The sequence below is a fragment of the Nocardiopsis sp. Huas11 genome, assembly GCF_003634495.1.
Taxonomy (GTDB): domain Bacteria; phylum Actinomycetota; class Actinomycetes; order Streptosporangiales; family Streptosporangiaceae; genus Nocardiopsis.
The window spans coordinates 5,291,668-5,311,730 of sequence record NZ_RBKY01000001.1; the positions used below are offsets into that span (position 1 = coordinate 5,291,668).

Sequence of the window (20,063 nt, forward strand, 5' to 3'; positions counted from 1 at the left end):
GGACATGTTCACGCGCGGTGGTGCATGGTGATGCCTCCGGGCGACGCGCACCGGCGTCGCGCGGCGACCACAGCCACGTGTTGGGAGCGCCTGCCCATGCCACAACGAGTATCCGGAGTCATCGCCCGGGCCAAGGGAGAGCCCGTGGAGGTGACCACGATCGTCATTCCCGACCCCGGGCCCGGGGAGGCCGTCGTCGCCGTCCAGGCCTGCGGGGTGTGCCACACCGACCTGCACTACCGGGAGGGCGGGATCAGCGACGAGTACCCCTTCCTGCTCGGGCACGAGGCCGCGGGCGTGGTGGAGTCGGTCGGCGAGGGCGTCACCACTGTGGCGCCCGGTGACTTCGTCGTCCTGAACTGGCGGGCGGTGTGCGGCGACTGCCGCGCCTGTCGCCGGGGCCGCCCCCAGTACTGCTTCGACACCCACAACGCGCGCCAGGCGATGACGCTGGAGGACGGCACCGAGCTCTCCCCCGCCCTGGGCATCGGCTCCTTCGCCGAGAAGACCCTCGTGGCGGCCGGGCAGTGCACCAAGGTCGACCCCGCCGCCTCGGCGGCCGCGGCCGGGCTGCTCGGCTGCGGTGTGATGGCGGGCATCGGCGCCGCCGTCAACACCGGCGGCGTGGGCCGGGGCGACTCGGTCGCCGTCATCGGCTGCGGCGGTGTGGGCAGCGCCGCGGTGGCCGGGGCGAACCTGGCCGGGGCGTCGCGGATCATCGCGGTCGACCTGGAGGAGCGCAAGCTCGACTGGGCTCGCTCGTTCGGCGCCACGCACACCGTCAACGCGCGGGAGAAGGACCCGGTCGAGGCGATCCGCGAGCTCACCGACGGGTTCGGCGCCGACGTGGTCATCGAGGCCGTGGGCCGGCCCGAGACCTACGAGCAGGCCTTCTACGCACGCGACCTGGCGGGCACGGTCGTCCTGGTCGGCGTGCCCACCCCGGACATGCGCCTGGAGCTTCCGCTGCTGGACGTGTTCGGCCGCGGCGGCGCGCTCAAATCGTCGTGGTACGGCGACTGCCTGCCCTCGCGCGACTTCCCCATGCTCATCGACCTGTACCTGCAGGGCCGGCTGGACCTGGACGGGTTCGTGAGCGAGGAGATCGGCCTGGGCGAGGTCGAGGCGGCGTTCGCCCGGATGGAACGCGGCGAGGTCCTGCGATCGGTGGTGCGGCTGTGAGCGGCGCGCGCGTGGACCACACGACCACCAGCGGGGTGTTCACCCTGGACGGCGGATCGTGGGAGGTCGACAACAACGTCTGGCTGATCGGTGACGACGACGAGGTCGTGGTCGTGGACGCCGCGCACGACGCCGGCACGATCCTGGCGGCGGTGGACGGCCGCCGGGTGGTGGCCGTGGTGTGCACGCACGCCCACAACGACCACGTCAACGCGGCCGTGGAGGTGGCCGGGGCCACCGGCGCGCCCGTACTCCTGCACCCGGACGACCGGGTGCTGTGGGACATGACCCATCCGGACCGGGCGCCGGACGGCGCACTCTCCGACGGGCAGTCCGTCCCGGTCGCGGGGACGGAACTGACCGTGCTGCACACGCCGGGGCACGCACCCGGCGCGGTGTGCCTGTACGCACCCGAGCTGGGTGTCCTGTTCAGCGGCGACACCCTGTTCCAGGGCGGCCCGGGGGCGACGGGGCGGTCCTACTCGGACTTCCCGACCATCGTCGAGTCCATCCGGGACCGGCTGCTGACGCTGCCGCCGGAGACCGTGGTGCACACCGGCCACGGCGGGTCGACCACCATCGGCGCGGAGGCCCCTCACCTGCAGGAGTGGATCGACCGCGGTCACTGATCACGACCGGAGCCTCGATCGAGGGCGGCGCCTCCCATCCCCCGTGTAGCGCCCCAGGGGGCGAGGCGGGTGGGAGGCGGCCGCCTCGGCGCGCGGAAAGGACTTGCCGACCGCGTCGGCGGCGGAGTACAACCGGGTGGCCGGGCGCCCGTGGGAGGCGCCTCGACGAGGAGTGTGGCCCGATCCCGACCAGAACCGACCTCACCGTGCGTCCGCTCACAGGCCCCGGTGAACTCGACCTGTTCACCCGGCTGTCCTACCAACTGGACCACGAGCTCGCCGACGACTTCGCCGCCGGGCGGCGGCGCCCCGCATGGACCTGGGTGGCCCTGCGGGGCGACCACCTCGTCGCCCGCCTGTCCTGGTGGAGCCCGCCGGGCGCGCGAACGCCGCTCGTGCTGGACGTCCTGGACGTGGACGACACCCTGCCCGACGCCGTGGACGTCGGCGTCCAGCTGTTGCGCACCGCCACGGCCGCGGTCGTCCCCGACGGCGCGATCCCGCCCGAGTACGTGCGCTACGTGCCGGGCGACTGGCACGAGGACCGCGCCGCCGGGGACGTGGTGCGCACCCGCGTCGCCGTGGTGGAGCGCCTGGGCGCTCGACCGATAGCGGAGCGCCTGCGCTTCGAGTGGCGACGGGGGACTCCCCCGCCCGGCACGAGCGGTCGGCTGGAGTTGCGCGAGCCGAAGGACACCGAGGAGCTCCTGTCCCTCATGGCGTCGGTCATGGAGGGCACGCTGGACGCGCACGGCCAGGCCGACCTCGCTCGGATGAGCCCGCGGGAGGCGGCCGAGCTGCACTTCTGGGAAGAGATCGCCCGGTACCCCAGCCCTCGGGAGTGGTGGCGCGTGGCGGCTCTGCCGGACGGCACACCCGTCGGCTTCGTCTTCCCGGCCCGCAACCCGTACAACGCGATGATCGGCTACATCGGCGTCGTGCCCGCGCACCGGGGCCGCGGCCACATCGACGACCTGTTGGCGGAGGGCACGCGGGTCCTGGCCGAGCAGGACGTGCCCCGGATCCGCGCGGCCACCGATCTCGACAACGTCCCCATGGCCGCCGCGTTCGCGCGGGCCGGGTACGTGAACTTCGAGCGCGTGGTGAACCTGGCCTGGGGCCCCACGGTTCCCGCTTGACCCGTGGCCCGCGGGGGGTATCCGTCAACGCCACCGTCTCCCCTGTGCGCCGAACCGGGCCCGCACCCGTGGGGTGCGGGCCCCTCCGCTCAGTTCAGGTACAGCTCGGCGACGGTCTCCCCGTCCAGGACCCGGCCCGTGGTCTCGAAGCCCAGCTTGCGGTAGAAGTCCGCCGGTCCGCCCTCGCCTTCGACCCACATCACGGTGACGCGCTCGACGCCCCGGGCGCGGGCCTGGGCGAGGAAGCCCTCCACGGCGAACCGACCGTACCCCCGACCCTGCCGGCCCTCGGCGACGGCCAGGCGCCACAGGCCGCAGCGGAAGTCGGGATCGGACTCCTCGGGAGCGAAGTTGGCCATCACGAAGCCGACGATCTCGTCGCCTTCCATGACCAGCCGGACCCAGGCGGTGTCCCTGGCGGCGTAGGCCTCGGCCAGCGAGCGCTCCACCGGAGCGACGAACGTGCGCTGCTCGGGGGCGACAGCGAGTCCACAGGCGGCGATCACGTTGTCCTCGGTGACTTCCGCGAGGTACGGGGACAGGTCGGACGCGGGGGTGGTGGGGGTGGTGGGGGTGGTCGTATCAGTCATGGGGCCACCCTAGAACGCCATGCGCCAGGGCCGTCACGGCCGCCGCTCCGCCCCGTGCGCCACCTTGGTATCGTTCGCTGGTCGCGCCGCTGGGGCAGCGGCCGCGCGCACAAGAGGGGCTCGCCCACCATGCAGACGTCGGAGGCCGCCCGTGCGGTGGCCGCGGCCACCGCGATCGCCTCCTCGCTCGGCCTGGCGGTCGACGACGCGGTCGTCCTCCACGACTCGAACAAGCTCACTCTGCGCCTGCTGCCCTGCGACGTCCTGGCCCGGGTCGCGCCCATCGCGCACCAGGTCGCACAGTTCGAGATCGACCTCGCTCAGCGGCTCGTCGCGTCCGGGTGCCCGGTGGCCGCCCTCGACCCCCGGGTGGAGCCGCGCGTGCACGCGCGCGACGGCTACGCGGTCACGCTGTGGACCTACCACGCGACCGTGGCGCCCCAGGTCGCGCCCGCCGACTTCGCCGACGCGCTCGCGCGGCTGCACGCCGGCATGCGCACGGTCGACGCCGCGGTGCCGCACTTCACGGATCGGGTCGACCAGGCGCGACGACTCGTGGCGGACCGCGACCGCACCCCGGCGATCGACGACGCCGACCGGGACCTGCTCGGGGACACCTTGCGCGACCTGGGACGGATGGTCCGCGACCACGGCGGCCCGGAACAGGTCCTGCACGGCGAGCCCCACCCGGGCAACCTGCTCGCCACGGAAGACGGGCCGCTGTTCATCGACCTGGAGACGTGCTGCCGCGGTCCCGTCGAGTTCGACCTCGCCCAGGCGCCCGAGGACGTCGGCGACCACTATCCGGGAGTCGACCGCGATCTGCTGCGCCTGTGCCGGATCCTCGTCCTGGCGGTCAACACCACCTGGCGCTGGGACCGGGACGACCAGCTCCCGGACGGGCTCCGGCTGGGCACGGAGTGGCTCGGCCGGATGCGGGCGGCGCTCGCCCGCGAGGGCCTGGACGCCGCCGGCCGATCGCGCCCGCGGACACCCTAGGGCCAGGCCGACCCGATCCCCTGGAGCCCCCGGAGCCGCCCGCATGCCGAGTTATCCGCGCTTCCTGCTGACCGAACGGCGGTGGCTCGCGAGCGGCTTCCTGCTCTTCGGGGGCTCGTCGTTCGGGCAGACCTTCTTCATCTCGCTGTTCTCCGCCGACATCCGCGCCGAGCACGGGCTCTCGCACGGGGCCTTCGCCTCGCTGTTCATGGTCGCCACACTCGCCGGCGCGCTGACGCTGACCCGGATCGGCCGGATGGTCGACGTGCTGCCCGCCCGCACGGTGGTGCTGGTGACCGTGCCGCTGCTCGCCCTCGGCGCGGTGGCGATGGCCTGGGCCACCCATCCGGCCGTGCTGCTGGCCGCGCTGTTCGCCCTGCGCCTGTTCGGTCAGGGGCTGATGTCCCACACCGCGTTCACCCTGACCGGGCGGTGGTTCGATCGTGAACGGGGACGTGCGACCTCGGTCGCCACGCTCGGCCTCAACACCGCGGAGGCCGCCCTGCCCCTGCTGGTGGTGGGGGTGGTGGCCCTCACGGGGTGGCGCGAGACGTGGTGGCTGGTGGCCGCCGGCCTGATGGTGCTGCTGTGGCCGCTCGCGGCCCTGACCGGACGGGATCGCGTCCCCGACACCGGCCCCGGGGCGCGCGGCGCACGGACCGCGGTCGGGTGGACCCGCCGCGCGGCACTGCGCGACCCCGTCCTCCACCTCCTGCTGCCCGTGATGGCCGCGCCCGCGCTGATCGGCAACACGGTCTTCTTCCACCAGGCGCACCTGGTGGAGTCGCGGGACTGGGCTCCGGCGCTGTTCGCGTCGGCGTTCGCGGTCTACGCCGCCCTGACGGTGGTGTTCAACCTCGTCGGCGGGTTCCTCGTGGACCGGTTCACCGCGCTGCGCATGACACCGCTGTTCCTGCTCCCCCTGGCCTGCGGCCTGCTGGTGCTGTCGGTGGCACAGGGACCGTGGAGCGTGTTCGCGTTCATGGCGCTGTACGGGGTGACCAACGGGTTGTCGCTGGGGATGTTCGGCGCGGTGTGGCCCGAGGTGTACGGGGTGCGGCACCTGGGGTCGATCCGGTCGGTGGTGGTGGCCGTGCTGGTCTTCGCCTCCGCCGCCGGACCCGGCGTCGCGGGTCTGCTCATCGACGCCGCCGTCCCCTTCTCCGCCCAGATCGCGGTGCTGGGCGCGTACTGCCTGGCCGCCTCCGCGGTGGCCGTGCGGGTGGTCCGCGCCGTGCGCACGCGTGAGCGCGCCAGGGCCGACGACGGGATCGGCGACGGGGTCGGCGCCGACGGCTGATCCCGGTCTGCCGGGACCGGCCGCCGGGCGCGACTGTCGGTGCCGGGGTGTAGGAAGGTGTCGCGCAAGTGAGGGAGTGTGAGAGCGGTGGGAGGCGGGCGACCCGTGCCACAGGACGACGACCGGATCTGGTTCCTCGGCAATCCGTGGCCGGACGGCCACCGGATCCGCGCGTTCACGTGGGGCGGCCAGCTCGACCCGGAGGCCGGCCTGCGGTTCGCCTTCGAGCTGACGAGCGAGGACTACGACGCCGACGACGCGCCGGAGCACCAGACCGAGGACGAGGATGACGACGACGGTCCGGAGGATTTCGCCTCGCGGCCCGTCTGGCAGAACTACCACCGCTGCCGCATCACTCCGTCCCGGGGGTTCGTCGTGGGAACCCCCGACGAGCCACTGGACTTCGGCAGGATCGCCGGCCGCACCTTCCGCGTCGACCGCCTTGAGGACGTGGCCGCACTGGAGGACGACGACGCCGCCTTCCACGTCTACCTCCTGGGCCACGACTCCGTCGCCGACCACCGTGTCCGCTTCGCAGCCGGGGGCTCTCCCCTCACGTTCGCACTGGCCTGGGACGGACGGATCGCGCTGACCTACATCGGCGAGGAGGAGTTCCGGCACCGGTTCCGTGTCCGGGTCGGCCAGGCCGTGTTCCAGGGCTTCCACGTGCCCGACGAGATCGACGACGAGGCGGCGGATCGCCTCTTCAGGGCCTGCGCCCGGGACTCCGCCCGGTTTCGACTCTGCCGGGAGGACGGCGAACGCCGGTACCGGCCCGTGCTCTGACCCCGGCCTGCCGGGGCCGGCCGCCGGGTGCGCTCGAGACACGACCAGGGCGCTGAGCCCGCGCGTGCGGCCCTCAAAGGCCGGGACGGCAGTGGGCGGCTCCGTACTCCATGGCGGCCAGGACCAGCAGGGCGAGGTCGTCGGCGCGCCGCGACAGGGCGACGGGGTCGGTGAAGACGCGCAGCGCGCCCGGCACGAGGGTGGCCAGGGCCCGCGCCACCAGCGGCTCGCCCAGCCGGCCGCGCAACGCGCCCACGGTTCCCGGCCAGTGCCCTTCCTGGAGTGCGCCCAGGGCCACCGCGGTGATCCACGCCTGGAACAGCAGGTCCGGGCCGACGGGGTAGGCACGCGCGCCGACCACCCGGTCCAGGGCCCCGCGCAGGACGGACTCCGTGGCGCCCCACTCCCCCAGCACGTCGAGCGTGGGGCGGCGCGTGGCGGGCACGTCGTCGTGCAGGTCGACGACGACCGCCCGGCCGACGTTCCACGCGACCATGGGCAGCAGGCGGGGCGGGTCCAGGACCGAGCCGTCGTGCGCGGCCCCTTCCGGGGCGAAGCAGACCGAGTGCCGCGCCCCGTGCTCGTTGTTGCCGGTCAGGCTCGGCAGGTCCTCGTGCTCGACCAGGTTGGGCACCATCACCAGAGCCGGGACGCCGCGGCCCCGCAGGAACCTGCGGACCGCCTCGTCGTCGGCCTCCCCGTGCTCGACGTCCTCGGTGAGGAAGCGTGCGAGGTCCACCGCCAGGCGGCGGGGCAGTGCGAGCGCCTGGGTGGGCACGTAGGGATTGACGACCGGAACGGCGGCGGCACCGGTGAACACCGCCCACCGGGCCAGGAAAGCGGTGCGCGAACCCCATTCCACGAAAAAGGACACGGCGGAATCGGGGTGAAGGGAAAGGCATGCACGCGCCGACTCCACGAATCCGCGGGAGAAGGTGACGTCGTCCTGGAGCACGAGGTGGTGGGTGCTGCCGGGGTAAAGGTCGGCATCGGCGTAGGCGAGCCGTGCGCTGCGCAGCGAGGAGGCGGGGCCATCCGGCTCGGGATCGAAGGCCACGCGGGCGTTCTCCACCCCCACATCGGCCAGGACCCGGTGCGCGGAGGCGCTGCGGTCGGGATGGGCCATGACGGACGCGGACAGCCTGACCCGGGACCGGGAATGGGTGGTGTGCATGCGCGAACAATACCCGCGATAACGCCGGGAAAGCGAATGCGCTTTTCTTTTATCGCGGCTTACCCGGCCAGAATAACACGGATTCCGTGGAGAAATCCATGGTCAATTCGGACGGTGCCCGGCTCAGTCGGACCGGTGGGCGGCGGCGCGCCGGTCGAGCACGGAGAGCACCCACTCGCCCCAGCGCAGGTTCTCCTGCTCCAGGGAGATGCCGCGCCGCACGGTCAGGTACGGCCCCACCCGCTCGCCGCCGGCGAGGTGCTCCTCCTCGGTGCGCCCGTCGAGTTCGCGCAGGCGGAGCCGCTCGTAGCGGGCCAGCTTGGCGCGCGACCACTCCACGCGTGCGGCGACCGCCGCCCGGACGGCCTCGGCGTCGCCCGCGTCCACGGACTGCACCTGCACCATGAGTTCGTCGCGGATCGCGGTCGGCCGGGGCGCGCGCGCCGTGAACTCGCGCAGGGCCCGCTCTCCGACCTCGGTCGGGGTGAACACCCGCTTGTTGGGCCGTCGGCTCTGCTCGACGACGGTGGCTTCGATGAGCCCGTCCGCCTCCATCCGCTCCAGTTCCCGGTAGAGCTGCTGCGGGGTGGCCATCCAGAAGTTGCCCACCGAGGCGTCGAAGATCTTGGCGAGGTCGTATCCGGAGGCCGGACCCTCCAGGAGTGCGGCCAGTACCGCGTTGCGCAGAGCCATGGCACCACTGTAGTGCGGTGGTGACTATTCACTTCCGTGACTAATCAGGCCCTGCCGTGCTACCGTCCCCTCCACCTATTCAACGAGTTGACTATGGAGCCCCTCATGCACTCCTTCCGCGCGGCCGTGGAGGCCGGGGACCCGGACGCCATGGCGGACCTGCTGGCCGAGGACGTCGTGTTCACCAGCCCCGTGGTCTTTCGCCCCTACCCGGGCAAGGCCATCACCGCGGCGATCCTGCGCGGGGTCCTGCGCGTGTTCGAGGACTTCCACTACGAGCGCGAGATCGCCGACCCCGGCGGCCGCGACCACGCCCTCGTCTTTCGGGCCCGCGTCGGCGACCGGGAGATCCAGGGCTGCGACTTCCTGCACCTGAACGAGGACGGCCTGATCGACGAGTTCACGGTCATGGTCCGCCCGCTCAGCGGCGCCACCGCCCTCGCCGAGGCCATGGGCGCCCAGTTCGACCGCATCACCCGCGAGGCGGCCGAGGGCACACCGGGCTGAGCGGCCCGGCCGACCGGCACGGCCGGCGGACGGACCGGCGGACGGGCCGGCGGGGCGAACCGGCGGGACACCCTGCGGTCACTCACCCCGGTGAGTGCACCGCCTCGCCGCGGGTCCGCCCCGCGCCTGCCCGGGCCGCACCCCCACACCGCCTTGTCACCACCGTGACAATCCGACCGCCCCGAACCCTCCCTCCCGGGGCTACCGCCGCGTCCGCGCGAGGCCTAGGGTCGGTCAGTCAGGCGCGGCACCGGGGACGAGGAGGCACGTGTGGCGTTCGGTTCGGTCCAGGGCCGGGGGGTCGACCACCCCGCGCGGCACATCCCCCCTGAGCTGGCGTCGCGGATACGCCCCCACCTGGCCACCGGCACCGAACTGGTCGTCAAGGAGATCCGCCGCCTCTTCCCCGAGTTCGACGTGCCGCCCGACAGCGACCTGGGCCGACGCCTGGCCGAGGGGGTGGCCCTGGCGGTGGAGCGGTTCTGGGACCTCGTGGAGGCTCCCACGCGTGCGCGCGAACCCCTCCTGGAACGGTTCCGCGACCTGGGCCGCGACGAACTGCGCGACGGCCGCAACCTCGACGCCCTGCAGTCGGCTCTGCGGGTGGGGTCCCGCATGTCGTTCCGCTTCCTCACCGATCACCGTGAGGCGCTCGGCATCAGCGCGGACACGCTCTTCCGCATCGCCGACGCCATCTTCTTCCACATGGACGAACTGGCCGTGGCCTCGACGGAGGGCTACGCCGAGGCTCGCGCCCAGCGCAGCGAGGAACTGGACCGCCAGCGCGGACGCCTGGTCCGGCTCCTGCTCACCGAGCCCGCCGCCCCGCCCGAGACCATCGCCCACCACGCCCGCGTGCTCGGCTGGCCGCTGCCCCAGACCGCGGCCGCCGTGGTCGTGGCCGACGGCGAGGACTCCGCACCCGGTGCCCCCGCCCTTCCGCCCGACGTCCTCACCGACGTGACCTGGCTCGACGCCCACCTGGTCATGCCCGACCCGGACGGCCCGGGACGGCGGCGCGTGCTCGACACCGCGCTCTCGGGCCGCACCGCCGCGATCGGGCCGACCGTGCCGCTCAGCCGCCTACCGCTCTCCCTGCGCTACGCACAGAAGGCCCTGGAACTCGGCCGGCGGGGCGTCCTGGACGCCCGCGGCCTCATCCGCTGCTCGGACCACCTGGTGACACTGGCCCTGTTCGCCGACCGCGACCTGCTCGACCTGCTGTGCCGCGCCCGGTTGGCGCCCCTGGAGGACCTGCCCGCGGTCCAGGCCGACCGGCTGGCCGAGACGCTGCTGGCCTGGCTGCGCCACGCCCAGAACGCCAACCGGGTCGCCGAGCACCTCTACGTGCACCCGCAGACCGTGCGCTACCGGCTGCGCCGGATCCGCGACCTGTTCGGCGCCGACCTGGACGACGCCGAGCGCCGGTTCGAGCTGCAGATCGCCCTGTACGCGCGCTCCCTCACCCGCGCGGCCCACTCCTGACCCCGCTGCCCCGCCCACGCGAAGGCGCCGACCGGGTCCTCCCGATCGGCGCCCCCGCGGCCCGCCAACCCGCTGGACCGCTAGCCGACCTCGGCCGACGCGCTCCAGTACACGGCCTGGGCGACCTGCCCGAACTGGCCCTTGGGGTGGTTGCGGAAGAGCGGTTCGGTGCCGAACAGCACCACCGACCGCCCTGCCCGGCGACACCGCTGACCACGGACGCCTGACCCGCGGCGTCGGACTGGCCGCCGGCGCCGTTCTGGTCCGACCGCCAGTGCCCGGCCACGAGCGGGGACTCCTGCGCGTAGGACTGCTCGACGGCCACACCGTCACCGAGGTCGGTGAACCAGCCGGGCCCGTAGACGAACGCGTGCCCGCCGGTCCCGGCCAGGACTCCCTCGCCCTCGTTCACCCGCACCACGCCGTTGGCGTCCGAGCGCGCGGACCGCCGGGTCGCGTCCAACAGCCCGGCCTGCTCGTTGAACCGCGCCCCGGTGACGCCCCGCGCGACCACGCCGCCCTCCGCCAGGAAGGCGTCCAGGTCCGCACGCGCGTGCGCGTCGAGGTCGGCGTAGACCAGCCCGCTCGACACGTACAGCACGTCCACGCCGCTCCAGTCGAACCCGGCGTTGAGCACCCACGTGGACACCGGCCGCAGGTCGAAGCCCATCTCGTCGAGGGTGAACACCTCGTCCGCGGCTCCCGCGATCGCCACGGTCGGGGTTCCCGACACCACGGCGTCGGCCGGGTCCCCGCTCTCGGCGGCCCGGAAGGTCACCCCGTACCGGTCGGCGAGTCCGGCGGCGTCGGCCTCGGCGGGCACGATCACACCGCCCCGGCCGTTCCAGGCCACGTCCGTGCCCGAGGCGAGCAGGTCGTTGAGCGCGGCCACCTCGGCGCCGCCGTCCAGGCGCAGTTCCCAGCCGCCGTCACCGGCCTCCTCGACCGATCCGGTGGGCGAGGCGACCGTGACGGGTTTGGCCGAGACGGCCACCTCCTCCTGCACGGCCTCGACGTCGGCGCCCCACAGGAGCCCGTGGCTCCAACCGGAGATGTCGTACATCGCGCCGATGTCGTCGCTGATGTCACGGCCGTCCTCCAGCAGGACGTTGGCCATGCCGCGCTTGGGCTGGTGCATGTCGACGACGTAGGACCCCGCGGGGTACTCGGCGCCCTCGACGGTGAACGCCCGGCCCGCGCGCTCCACGCGCACGTCGTTGGCGATGAGGAAGTCCACCAGGCGGGCGGCGGCCGTGGCCGAGCGCTGCTCCCCTCCGACGGGGATGACGTAGGCGCGCGGGAAGTCGGTCGTCCACACGTCCTCGGGACCGAAGCCGGGCACCCACTCCTCCGGCGGGACGACCTGCTCCTCGCCGGCGGCACCGCGGCGGAAGATCTCGATCTGGTCGCCGACGAGCTCGTCGCGGTGGTCCTGGACGTAGGAGAGCGTGGCCTCGATCGTCGCGGCGGAGATGTCGGTGTTGATCGCCGACCTGCGCTGGAGCTCCTCCTCGTCGAGCCGGTCGTAGTCGGCGTTGTTCACCCGCATGGGGAACTCGATCGTGGCCGAGGAGACGGCGCCCTGGTAGGGGGCGTACATGGGCGTCAACCACCCGTGGTTGAACCCACGAGCTTGCGAGTAGGAGCCCGGCTGGCTGTCGAGCTACCTCCCGCGTCCAACCCGCTCGATTCACGAGGGGCAGGGGCGGCTGACTGAGCGCCCCGCGTTCCACACAACTACGCCTCTGCGGGCGAGGTTGCGGGAAGCATTGGTGTCGGCGTGCAACACCACACCACAGGAGGTGCAGGCGAACACGGCCCGGGTAGGCCGGTTGCGCCTGCTGGTGTGGTCGCACTCCGAGCAGGACTGGGAGGAGTACGCGGGGTCGACCACGACCACCGGCACCCCGGCCCTGCGTGCTTTGTAGGTGAGGAAGTCCCGCAGCTGGGCGAAACTCCACGAATGCAGCGTCGAACGTTGTCGTTTGGCCTGCCGTACCCGGCCACGGATGCCCTTCAAATCCTCCAGGGCGATGCCGTGGCCGGTGCGTTCGGCCCGCTCCACGATGCTCTTCGAAATCGTATGGTTCACATCCCGCGCCCGCCGGGCCTCCCTGCGGCGCAGGCGCTTGAGCACACGTGTGGCGCTCTTGGTGTTCTTCTTCTGGAGTTTGGCCCTCAGGCGGTTCTGGCGCCGGCGGTACCGGTTGAGCGTCCGGCCTGCGTGGCGCTGGCCGGTGGAGGTGGCGGCGATCTCCACGATCCCCAGATCCACCCCCACGAACCCCACCGGCTTGGTGTTCAACGGCTTCTCAGGCACCTCACACGTCGCGGACAGGAACCACACCCCGTCTTGGACGATCAGGTCGCTCTCACCCCGCTGGTGTTCGGCCAGCGTCTTGAGCTGTTCGGGCGAGCCGGTGAAGGCCAGGTTCTTCATCCGGCCTTGGGTGGTCCAGATCGAGACCGTGCGGGCATCCACCTGCCAGGACAGGCACCGCGAGTCGAACGGCTGCGCCGCGTCCGGGCGGAACCGGATCGGCGTGGACTCAGCCCGAGCCCGGCGCTGGGCCCCCGGGCGGCCCAACAGGCCCTTCTTGAGGTGGGAGGCCCGGGTGGTGTAAGCGTCGGCGACCTTGCCGATCACCCGCACCACGGGCTGCGCGGACAACCCGAACTCGGCCTTCAAAGCCGTGTAGACACGCTGTTGGAGGGCGTATTTGTGCACGGCACCGGTGGCGAACGCCACGTGGGAGGCGGCGTTCGCCGCCCGGTTGCAGGCATCAAGGGTCGCCTGAAGCACCTGCGCCTGATCCGGCGAGGGCAATAGCTTCACAGCCACGACCACCTTCATATTCGAACACGTTAACGAACCCGGGCGCCACTGGTGGGCCGAACCGGAAAATCCGCAGGGGCGCACGGTGTCGTGCCGGACGCGAGGGCTACCAGCACCTGGCGACCGGCCGGTCATCCGATGACCATGCGAGTGGTCACAGAACCTCAAAAAAGCCTGTGCCCAGGGGATTCTCTATTGGTAATACGAATCACGCGGACGGCTTGGCAAAGCCGGGATTGCCCTCCCCTGGTCGCACGTTGGAGCCGGGGTGCGTCCATGTAGGGCGTGTTCTGCGGAGCATGCCCCGAGGACCCTTCTTCCGCGCCCCGCCCCAGGCGGTTCACGGCGCCCCGAACTCGCTCGACCTCCGTTTCGCCATGCCCTGGAGCTCCCTGTGACACTGCTGTCCACACGCCCCGAGCGCCGTGCCCCCACGGCCGCCGCCGCCCCGATCGACACCGCCGTCCCGGCCACCGAGCCGGTGACCGCCGTGCCCGGCGCGGGCCACGAGGAGGTCGCCGAGCGCCGCGGGAACGCGAGCGCCCTGACGCGCCTGCGCACCCTGCTGCTCGTCGCCGTCCTGGGCGCGCTCTCGGCCATCGGGCCGCTCGCGACCGACCTGTACCTGCCCGCGCTGCCGCAGATCGCCACCGACCTGGGCACCAGCGAGGCCAGCGTCAAACTCACCCTGACCTCGGTCATGGCCGGGCTGGCCCTGGGCCAGCTCGTCATCGGGCCGCTCAGCGACCGCTGGGGACGGCGCGGACCCCTGCTCCTGGGCCTGGCCGTGTTCACCGCCGCCACCTTCGCCATCATGTTCGTCCCCGACGTGGCGACCTTCAGCCTGCTGCGGCTCGTCCAGGGGGCCTCCGCCGCGGCCGGACTGGTGATCTCCCGGGCCGTGGTCCGCGACGTCTTCGACGGCGAGGCCGCCGCCACCTTCTTCTCGCGGCTGGTGCTCATCGCCGGGCTCGCGCCGATGCTCGGCCCCGTCATCGGCGGCCAGCTGCTGTTCCTGGGCTCGTGGCAGATCGTGTTCGGCGCGCTCGGCGCCGCCGGACTGGTGACGCTCGTCCTGGTCCACTTCGCCCTGCCCGAGAGCCTGCCGGCCGACCAGCGCCAGCGGGTCGGCGTCGGCGAGCAGATGCGGGTCTTCGGTGAGCTGCTGCGCGACGTGCGCTTCCTCGGTCCCACGCTCACGCTCGCGCTGAGCTTCGGGATGAGCTTCACCTACATCTCCACGTTCTCCTTCGTCTCGCAGTCGCGGTTCGGGGCCAGCGCGCAGGAGTTCAGCCTGGTCTTCGCCGTCACCACGCTCGGCATGATCCTGGGCAACCAGGTCAACGTCGCGCTGATCCGCCGCATGGAGATCAACCGCCGGCTGCTGCTCGGCCTGGGCGGGGCGATCCTGTCGGTCCTGGCCATCGGCGTGCTGGAGGCCGCGGGCAGCGCAGATCTGGTCTCGGTGACCGCCGCCCTGTTCGTCATGATGGTCTTCACCGGACTCATCTCGCCCAACGCCACCGCGCTGGCCCTGTCGGGGCAGTCCTCGGCGCGGGCCGGAAGCGGGTCGGCGCTGCTGGGCACGCTGCAGTTCGGGATCGGTTCCGGCCTGGCCGCCACCGCGGGCCTGTCCGGCCCGGTCACGCTGTCCAGCATGACCACGGTCATGCTCGCCACCGCCGTCGGCGCGGCCGCGGTCTTCGTGGGCTTCGCGCTGCGGGCGCGGCGCACCCGCCCGGCCGCGGCCTAACGCTAGCCTGGCGCACGCACGCACACACGCTGAGTGCCAAGCCCTGAAGGAGCCGCGATGGAGCCGTCGAACCGTTCCTATTCAGTTTGCAGGAGTGGGTCTTGAACCCATCTGCTGGCACTGCGCGCGTCCCGAACGGTGCTGGACGCGCTGGTTCCCCGCGTTCTCTCCTTCCCTGCCCGGGCACGCGCATCGTGTGCGCGCCCCGTGGCAGGGCGGCCGGGTCCCTCACACCCCAAAGACCCCGGTTCGGTCTGGACGGTCCGAGGCCCGCCACCATCACTCCGGTGGTGGCGGGGCGGAACCGTCCGACGCCGGACCGGGTGCCCCAGGGCGCGCCTGCCAATGGCCACCGCGGCGGCGTCATGGCGAGTCATCGTACGCTTACTGCTGGTCAGGGGCTCGGCCCAGTGCCGGGCGCCCCACTTCGACGTATACGCCGGGTCCACGGCCACGACCGCGATCCCGAGTACGGTCGCCATGGACACGATCCGGGCGCGGAGCCTGGCGATGGGCATGCCGGAGATGAGCTGCCGGAAGCGCTTCCTGCGGCCGTGCTTCTCCCGGGTCTTGCCGGTGGCGAAGTCCAGGTCCTCGATCGCGATCGCCTGCGCGCCGGTGCGCCGGGTCCAGTGCAGCAGCCGGGTCAACGCATGCCGGACCCGGGCGTCACGGTGCGCAGCACGACCGGTCAAGTCGAAGGAGAACCGCTCGGGGTCCCCGACCGGGTTGCCGTGCGGGTCGAGCCGGTAGGCGGCCAGATGGTCGGCGTTCATATCCACACCCACCACCCCCTGCGCGCAGGCCGCCACCAACGGCAGGGTCCGCGCCTTGGGCCGGGTCCAGGACGCGGTGATGTACCACCGGCCCCGCTCCACATCGAGGTGGATCCGGTAGGCCACCGCCCGATTGGCTTCGACACGGTCGGCCCACTCGGCACCGCGATGCGCGAACGCCACCCGGCAGGAGAGCACGTACCGGCCGTGCGGGGCGTTCGCCAGATACTCCAGCGGAGCCGGGAGCCGGATCGACACCCGCCCGTCCGGGGTGAGGCGGATGGTCTCGTTCCCGTACCGCTTACCGGACTCCCCATCGGCCTGGAGGAAGAAGCGCCCGGCCTCCCACCGGGCCCGCCACTGCTCTTCACTGAGCTGAGCCTGATCCAGGTGGTGACGAGTATTGAGCAGTCGCTTGCCGCCCCGCACCACGTGCACGATCCCGGCCTCGAAGTCCTGGCGCACCTGGGCCAGACGGTCTTCGAGCACCGCCAGGCGGCGGGCCTTGGCATGCCACTCCCGCCGCGACCGGTACCCGCCGGGGGCGTGCCTGGAGCCCTTGGCACCCAGGGCAAGCGAGAGCCGGCGCTTGAGACTGCGCACACCAGACTCCAACGAGTCCAGATGGGCGGCCTGCCCACGCCGGGCCAGCGCCCACTGGTCGTGGGTGGCCTTGGTGATCGACCCCGCCCACCGCGACGACGACTGCACGGTCACATCCCGTTTACGCGCCGCCCAGGTATCGGCATCGTGGTCGCGGCCCTGACGGCACCGGGTCGCCAGATCGCCAGAGGCCAGCGAGCCCAGATGGGCGCCCACCACACGCAGAACCTGCTCATCGGCCGGGCGGAGGTGTGTGAGCCGGTCACGCACCGCCACCCCGGACGGGCCCGAGACCACAGAGGGAGCCTCAATGGACCGCAACCGTGTCGTGCCACGCTTGGCCACCGACTCCACCCCCTTGCCTTCCGTGGTACGTATGTTCGATCACAGAAGCTAGCAGCGCGGGCGGGGCCGTGTCCGGCGAACCACGAAAATCGAGGACGGCGTCCCTATCCAGGACCCGTACGACCACGGCCAGGCGCCTGCGGCCGGTGCGCTCATGACCACCCCTGGATGAAGAAGGACACTGATGGACACTCATGCAGCAACAGTTCCCGACCCCCGCGCCGAGTCCCTGACCGCCGAACCCCCCGGCACGTGGACGGACGTCCTGGCGCACCTGGAGGAGGCCGCCGGGACCGCCTGGCTGACGACCACGCGCCGCGACGCGGAGCCGCACACCCGGCCGGTCCTGGCCGTGTGGGTCGACGGGCGCCCGTGCTTCGCCTCGGGCGAGGAAACGGCCAAGTCCCGTCGGCTGGTCCGGGACACCCGGGTCAGCCTCGCTCTGGACACCGGCCGCCTCCACGTCGTGGTCGAGGGAACCGCCGCGCCGGTCCTGGACGCCGAGCCGCTGGAGCGGGTGGCCCTGGCCTACGCCGACCGGTACGGGTGGGCGCCCACCCCGGGGGACGGGTTCCTGACCGGTCCCCAGGGCGCGCCGACCGCCGGTCCGCCGCCCTACCGCGCCTACGCCGTCACCCCCGCGAAGGTCTACGCCTTCCCCGCCGCGGACGACGTCGGCCACGGCGCCACCAGGTGGACCTTTCCCGGCTGATCCGCTCAGGCCTCGGGCAGGTCCACCTGGATCTCGCCGCCGAGCCGGGCCCCGCCCTCCAGGCGCAGGGAGTCCCCGCTCCAGAACCGGCCCGGGTCGTAGTAGCCCGGCCGGCGCCCCTCCGGGAGCAAACCCATCGCCTCGTAGGTCACGGCCACCACCTCGGCGCAGTAGGTGCTCTCCAGGGTGCGTTCGCGTTCGCGCCGCGCCCTCGGCAGGCGGCGCAGGGGCACCCGGCCGCGCAGCCACCGGGCGGCCATGCGCGCCGAGGACGGGAAGGGGGTTCCGTCCAGGCGGGCGATCGTGCGCAGGACCGCGTCCTCCATGGCCGTGTCCGCCTCCGGGTCGAGCTGGCGCAGCCACGCCCGCTGCCCGTACCGGCGGCCCCACACCAGGACCGCGTCGCGCAGATCGTGCAGTTGGACGCCCCGCTGGTGGGTGCCGGTCCACATGTCGGTGAGCGAGCGGCCCAGCTCGGCGTGCCACATCAGCGGCGGGAGGTCGTCGACGACGACCGACATGCCCACGTGGTTCACGGGGCTGTTCGTGGTGATCTGGATGGCGCGGTCGGCCACGCTGGTCCCGCGAAAGACCCACGTGTCGCCGGTGCGGGTGATCTCCAGTGCCCTGTCCAGGGTGATGCTCGAACCTGTCACGTTCAGAACCTACCTCCGCCCGCGCCGCCCGGGGCGCGCTGGTGGCTGTAGCGTGGGGGCATGCGTTGGTGGAAGGTTCTCGGTGTGGCCGCGTTCGCGGGAGTGGCGGCCAGCGGTGTGGCGATCGCCCGCGCCGAGCGCAAGCGTCGCGCCTACACACCCGACCAGGTCCGTGACCGGCTGCGCGAGCGTGTGGCCCAGGCCTCCGCGGCGGCCGAGGGAACCGAGCCGCCCGGCCCGGTTCCCGTACCGGAGGCGGAACGGGGCGGCCCGCTGGCCAGGGCCCGCGCGGTGCTCACGCGCGCGAGGGACAGGGTCGGCACCGTGCGGGGCACGCTGCTGACGCGTGGCCGTTCCTGAGGGGATCCCAGGGCTCGTTGCGGCTCAGTCCGTAGAGCGTGGCGCCGGCCAACAGCCCGAAGAGCACGTGGCCGAACAGGCTCCACATCGACATCTGGTCCATGGGGAACAACGGCATGCCCAGGAGCGCGGGCATCAGCACCCAGCCGCCGATCCGCGCCGGTCCCACCCCCATCGTCCTCCTCCTACGGGCACTCGTGCAGTCGTGATCGTGGCGATTCGGCCCCCGGATCGGCGGCCGTCGCAGCGAGGGTGGAAGGACCCGCCGATGCCGCCCGTCCCACTGGACCTGACCGCCTCATCCGATTCAGGAGTCGCACCATGCCCGAAGAGTCACGCCGTGCCGTCCCGAGCGCGCTTCCCGACGCCGACGTGATCACCAGCGACGTGCCCGGTTCCTTCCCGCACGGCGTGATGTGCGAGCGCCACCCCGCGCTGATCCGCAAGGTGGCCGACGCCTTCCCCTATCCGCCGCGAATCCGCGCGCGGCTGGCCGCCCTGCGGGAGGAGGCCACCGCGGGGGTCATCGCGCCGTTGGCCGGGGACGCGCACGACCTGCGCGCGTGGCGCGCGTGGGGTGTGGCCGACCACGTCGGCACCACCTGGACGCAGGCGCCCTTCCTGTGGGCCGAGAGCTACTTCTACCGCCGCCTGCTCGGCGCGCTGGGCTACTTCGACCCGGGCCCCTGGCGGGGCGTGGACCCGTTCGCCCCGTTCAAGCGCGCGGAACTGAGGAGTGCGGAGGCCGCGGACGAGACCGCCGCCCTCGACTCCCTCTCCGACCTGTCACCTCGGGAGCGGGACCAGGCGCTGCTGCGGTCGTCCCTGTGGGGCAACCGGGCCGACCTGAGCTTCCAGGTGGGCGGCGGCGGGACCGGCGACGCGGTCTCGGGCCTGGTCGCCGACGACTCCGCGCGGCTGTGGGAGCTGCTGGACACCCGCGCGGGCGGCCGGGTGTGCCTCGTGGCCGACAACGCCGGCCGCGAGCTCCTGCCGGACCTGGTCCTGGCCGACACGCTGCTGACCACCGACCGCGCCCGCGAGGTCGTACTGCACGTCAAGCCGGGCCCGTACTACGTCTCCGACGCCACCATGGCCGACGTCCTCGACTGCCTGCGCCACCTGCGCGAGGCGGGCGGCGCGGCCGAGCGGATCGGCACCCGGTCGTGGCGGGCGATGGAACAGGGGCGGCTGCGTGTGCGGGCGCACGCCTTCTCTTGCGCCCCGCTCCCCTACCGGGACATGCCCGCGGACCTGTTCGAGGAGTTCGCGTCGGCGTCGGTGACCCTCATGAAGGGGGATCTGAACTACCGGCGCCTGGTCGGCGATCGCCACTGGCCCGCCACCACCCCGTTCGCGGCGGTCACCGCCTACTTCCCCGGCCCGGTCGCGGCGCTGCGCACGCTCAAGTCCGACGCCGTGACCGGGGTGGACCAGGCGACGGTGGACGAGCTGGACGCGACCGGCGAGGCGTGGCGGACCAGCGGCACGCACGCCCTCGTCCAGCTCGCCGGGGCCTGACCCGCGGCCCCGGCGGC

General features: G+C 72.8%; 20 protein-coding genes. 13 read left to right on the top strand and 7 right to left on the bottom strand.

What is annotated here, in order from left to right; all coding sequences use genetic code 11:
* Positions 1-96 precede the first annotated feature (96 nt).
* From DFP74_RS23925 to DFP74_RS23935, 3 genes are all read left to right on the top strand, one after another.
* Positions 97-1,182 carry an S-(hydroxymethyl)mycothiol dehydrogenase gene (locus tag DFP74_RS23925; RefSeq protein WP_121184939.1) on the top strand — a complete coding sequence of 362 codons (1,086 nt, stop codon included), beginning with the start codon at positions 97-99 and terminating at the stop codon, positions 1,180-1,182.
* Positions 1,179-1,811 (top strand): MBL fold metallo-hydrolase, encoded by a 633-nt coding sequence (locus tag DFP74_RS23930; RefSeq protein WP_121184941.1) that lies wholly within the window; start codon positions 1,179-1,181, stop codon positions 1,809-1,811. Before DFP74_RS23925 ends, DFP74_RS23930 begins: the two co-directional genes overlap by 4 nt.
* Before the next feature lie 206 nt (positions 1,812-2,017).
* On the top strand, positions 2,018-2,950 hold the full coding sequence (locus tag DFP74_RS23935) for a GNAT family N-acetyltransferase (RefSeq protein ID WP_233571128.1): 933 nt from the start codon (positions 2,018-2,020) through the stop codon (positions 2,948-2,950).
* 89 nt (positions 2,951-3,039) lie between these two features.
* Here DFP74_RS23935 and DFP74_RS23940 read toward each other — a convergent pair whose 3' ends face one another.
* Entirely contained in the window at positions 3,040-3,540 is a 501-nt protein-coding gene (locus DFP74_RS23940; protein WP_121184943.1) for a GNAT family N-acetyltransferase, read from the bottom strand.
* A gap of 129 nt (positions 3,541-3,669) precedes the next feature.
* Here DFP74_RS23940 and DFP74_RS23945 point away from each other — a divergent pair, with 129 nt between their 5' ends.
* The 3 genes from DFP74_RS23945 to DFP74_RS23955 all read left to right on the top strand — a co-directional run bounded on the left by DFP74_RS23945 (position 3,670) and on the right by DFP74_RS23955 (position 6,625).
* Positions 3,670-4,539: an aminoglycoside phosphotransferase family protein gene (locus DFP74_RS23945; protein WP_121184945.1), complete on the top strand. Its 870-nt coding sequence runs from the start codon at positions 3,670-3,672 to the stop codon at positions 4,537-4,539.
* 43 nt (positions 4,540-4,582) lie between these two features.
* Entirely contained in the window at positions 4,583-5,839 is a 1,257-nt protein-coding gene (locus DFP74_RS23950) for an MFS transporter (protein WP_121184947.1), read from the top strand.
* Positions 5,840-5,944: 105 nt separating this feature from the next.
* The gene (locus tag DFP74_RS23955) at positions 5,945-6,625 is read left to right on the top strand and encodes a hypothetical protein (RefSeq protein WP_121184949.1); all 681 of its coding nucleotides are present in this window, start codon (positions 5,945-5,947) and stop codon (positions 6,623-6,625) included.
* Between the two features lie 73 nt (positions 6,626-6,698).
* On the opposite strand, the gene DFP74_RS23960 is transcribed toward DFP74_RS23955, so the two are convergent.
* Both DFP74_RS23960 and DFP74_RS23965 read right to left on the bottom strand, forming a co-directional pair.
* Entirely contained in the window at positions 6,699-7,799 is a 1,101-nt protein-coding gene (locus DFP74_RS23960; protein ID WP_121184951.1) for a hypothetical protein, read from the bottom strand.
* Between the two features lie 123 nt (positions 7,800-7,922).
* Positions 7,923-8,492, bottom strand: a complete 570-nt coding sequence (locus DFP74_RS23965; protein ID WP_121184953.1) for a PadR family transcriptional regulator — start codon at positions 8,490-8,492, stop codon at positions 7,923-7,925.
* A 105-nt stretch (positions 8,493-8,597) separates the two neighbouring features.
* Between DFP74_RS23965 and DFP74_RS23970 the strand changes: the two genes are divergently transcribed.
* Together DFP74_RS23970 and DFP74_RS23975 are read left to right on the top strand one after the other, a co-directional pair.
* Positions 8,598-8,999 (top strand): nuclear transport factor 2 family protein, encoded by a 402-nt coding sequence (locus DFP74_RS23970; RefSeq protein ID WP_121188480.1) that lies wholly within the window; start codon positions 8,598-8,600, stop codon positions 8,997-8,999.
* 270 nt (positions 9,000-9,269) lie between these two features.
* Positions 9,270-10,484, top strand: a complete 1,215-nt coding sequence (locus DFP74_RS23975) for a CdaR family transcriptional regulator (RefSeq protein ID WP_121184955.1) — start codon at positions 9,270-9,272, stop codon at positions 10,482-10,484.
* Here DFP74_RS23975 and DFP74_RS23980 read toward each other — a convergent pair.
* Positions 10,462-12,084: a hypothetical protein gene (locus tag DFP74_RS23980; protein ID WP_233571129.1), complete on the bottom strand. Its 1,623-nt coding sequence runs from the start codon at positions 12,082-12,084 to the stop codon at positions 10,462-10,464. The two genes, DFP74_RS23975 and DFP74_RS23980, sit on opposite strands and share 23 nt — an antisense overlap.
* Positions 12,085-12,174: 90 nt before the next feature.
* The gene (locus DFP74_RS23985) at positions 12,175-13,338 is read right to left on the bottom strand and encodes an RNA-guided endonuclease TnpB family protein (protein WP_121184957.1); all 1,164 of its coding nucleotides are present in this window, start codon (positions 13,336-13,338) and stop codon (positions 12,175-12,177) included.
* Between the two features lie 526 nt (positions 13,339-13,864).
* Here DFP74_RS23985 and DFP74_RS23990 point away from each other — a divergent pair.
* Positions 13,865-15,073: a multidrug effflux MFS transporter gene (locus tag DFP74_RS23990; protein ID WP_233571383.1), complete on the top strand. Its 1,209-nt coding sequence runs from the start codon at positions 13,865-13,867 to the stop codon at positions 15,071-15,073.
* 77 nt (positions 15,074-15,150) lie between these two features.
* Here DFP74_RS23990 and DFP74_RS23995 read toward each other — a convergent pair whose 3' ends face one another.
* Complete coding sequence (locus tag DFP74_RS23995) at positions 15,151-16,560, bottom strand: transposase (RefSeq protein WP_233571130.1); 1,410 nt, start codon at positions 16,558-16,560, stop codon at positions 15,151-15,153.
* A 421-nt stretch (positions 16,561-16,981) separates the two neighbouring features.
* Between DFP74_RS23995 and DFP74_RS24000 the strand changes: the two genes are divergently transcribed.
* Positions 16,982-17,509 carry a pyridoxamine 5'-phosphate oxidase family protein gene (locus DFP74_RS24000; RefSeq protein WP_121184961.1) on the top strand — a complete coding sequence of 176 codons (528 nt, stop codon included), beginning with the start codon at positions 16,982-16,984 and terminating at the stop codon, positions 17,507-17,509.
* A 5-nt stretch (positions 17,510-17,514) separates the two neighbouring features.
* Here DFP74_RS24000 and DFP74_RS24005 read toward each other — a convergent pair whose 3' ends face one another.
* Positions 17,515-18,150 (bottom strand): hypothetical protein, encoded by a 636-nt coding sequence (locus DFP74_RS24005; RefSeq protein WP_121188482.1) that lies wholly within the window; start codon positions 18,148-18,150, stop codon positions 17,515-17,517.
* A 75-nt stretch (positions 18,151-18,225) separates the two neighbouring features.
* Between DFP74_RS24005 and DFP74_RS24010 the strand changes: the two genes are divergently transcribed.
* From DFP74_RS24010 to DFP74_RS24015, 3 genes are all read left to right on the top strand, one after another.
* The gene (locus DFP74_RS24010) at positions 18,226-18,525 is read left to right on the top strand and encodes a hypothetical protein (protein ID WP_233571132.1); all 300 of its coding nucleotides are present in this window, start codon (positions 18,226-18,228) and stop codon (positions 18,523-18,525) included.
* 38 nt (positions 18,526-18,563) lie between these two features.
* Positions 18,564-18,734: a hypothetical protein gene (locus tag DFP74_RS33605; RefSeq protein WP_158613045.1), complete on the top strand. Its 171-nt coding sequence runs from the start codon at positions 18,564-18,566 to the stop codon at positions 18,732-18,734.
* A 112-nt stretch (positions 18,735-18,846) separates the two neighbouring features.
* Entirely contained in the window at positions 18,847-20,046 is a 1,200-nt protein-coding gene (locus DFP74_RS24015; protein WP_121184965.1) for a damage-control phosphatase ARMT1 family protein, read from the top strand.
* Positions 20,047-20,063: the final 17 nt, after the last annotated feature.

Bases quoted from the DNA above. Each gene is read 5' to 3' on its own strand.
- DFP74_RS24010 (WP_233571132.1), top strand. From the start codon at position 18,226: ATGCGTTGGTGGAAGGTTCTCGGTGTGGCCGCGTTCGCGGGAGTGGCG.
- DFP74_RS23945 (WP_121184945.1), top strand. From the start codon at position 3,670: ATGCAGACGTCGGAGGCCGCCCGTGCGGTGGCCGCGGCCACCGCGATC.
- DFP74_RS23925 (WP_121184939.1), top strand. From the start codon at position 97: ATGCCACAACGAGTATCCGGAGTCATCGCCCGGGCCAAGGGAGAGCCC.
- DFP74_RS23970 (WP_121188480.1), top strand. From the start codon at position 8,598: ATGCACTCCTTCCGCGCGGCCGTGGAGGCCGGGGACCCGGACGCCATG.
- DFP74_RS23940 (WP_121184943.1), bottom strand. From the start codon at position 3,540: ATGACTGATACGACCACCCCCACCACCCCCACCACCCCCGCGTCCGAC.
- DFP74_RS24000 (WP_121184961.1), top strand. From the start codon at position 16,982: ATGGACACTCATGCAGCAACAGTTCCCGACCCCCGCGCCGAGTCCCTG.
- DFP74_RS23950 (WP_121184947.1), top strand. From the start codon at position 4,583: ATGCCGAGTTATCCGCGCTTCCTGCTGACCGAACGGCGGTGGCTCGCG.
- DFP74_RS24015 (WP_121184965.1), top strand. From the start codon at position 18,847: ATGCCCGAAGAGTCACGCCGTGCCGTCCCGAGCGCGCTTCCCGACGCC.
- DFP74_RS23980 (WP_233571129.1), bottom strand. From the start codon at position 12,084: ATGTACGCCCCCTACCAGGGCGCCGTCTCCTCGGCCACGATCGAGTTC.
- DFP74_RS23960 (WP_121184951.1), bottom strand. From the start codon at position 7,799: ATGCACACCACCCATTCCCGGTCCCGGGTCAGGCTGTCCGCGTCCGTC.
- DFP74_RS23985 (WP_121184957.1), bottom strand. From the start codon at position 13,338: ATGAAGGTGGTCGTGGCTGTGAAGCTATTGCCCTCGCCGGATCAGGCG.
- DFP74_RS23965 (WP_121184953.1), bottom strand. From the start codon at position 8,492: ATGGCTCTGCGCAACGCGGTACTGGCCGCACTCCTGGAGGGTCCGGCC.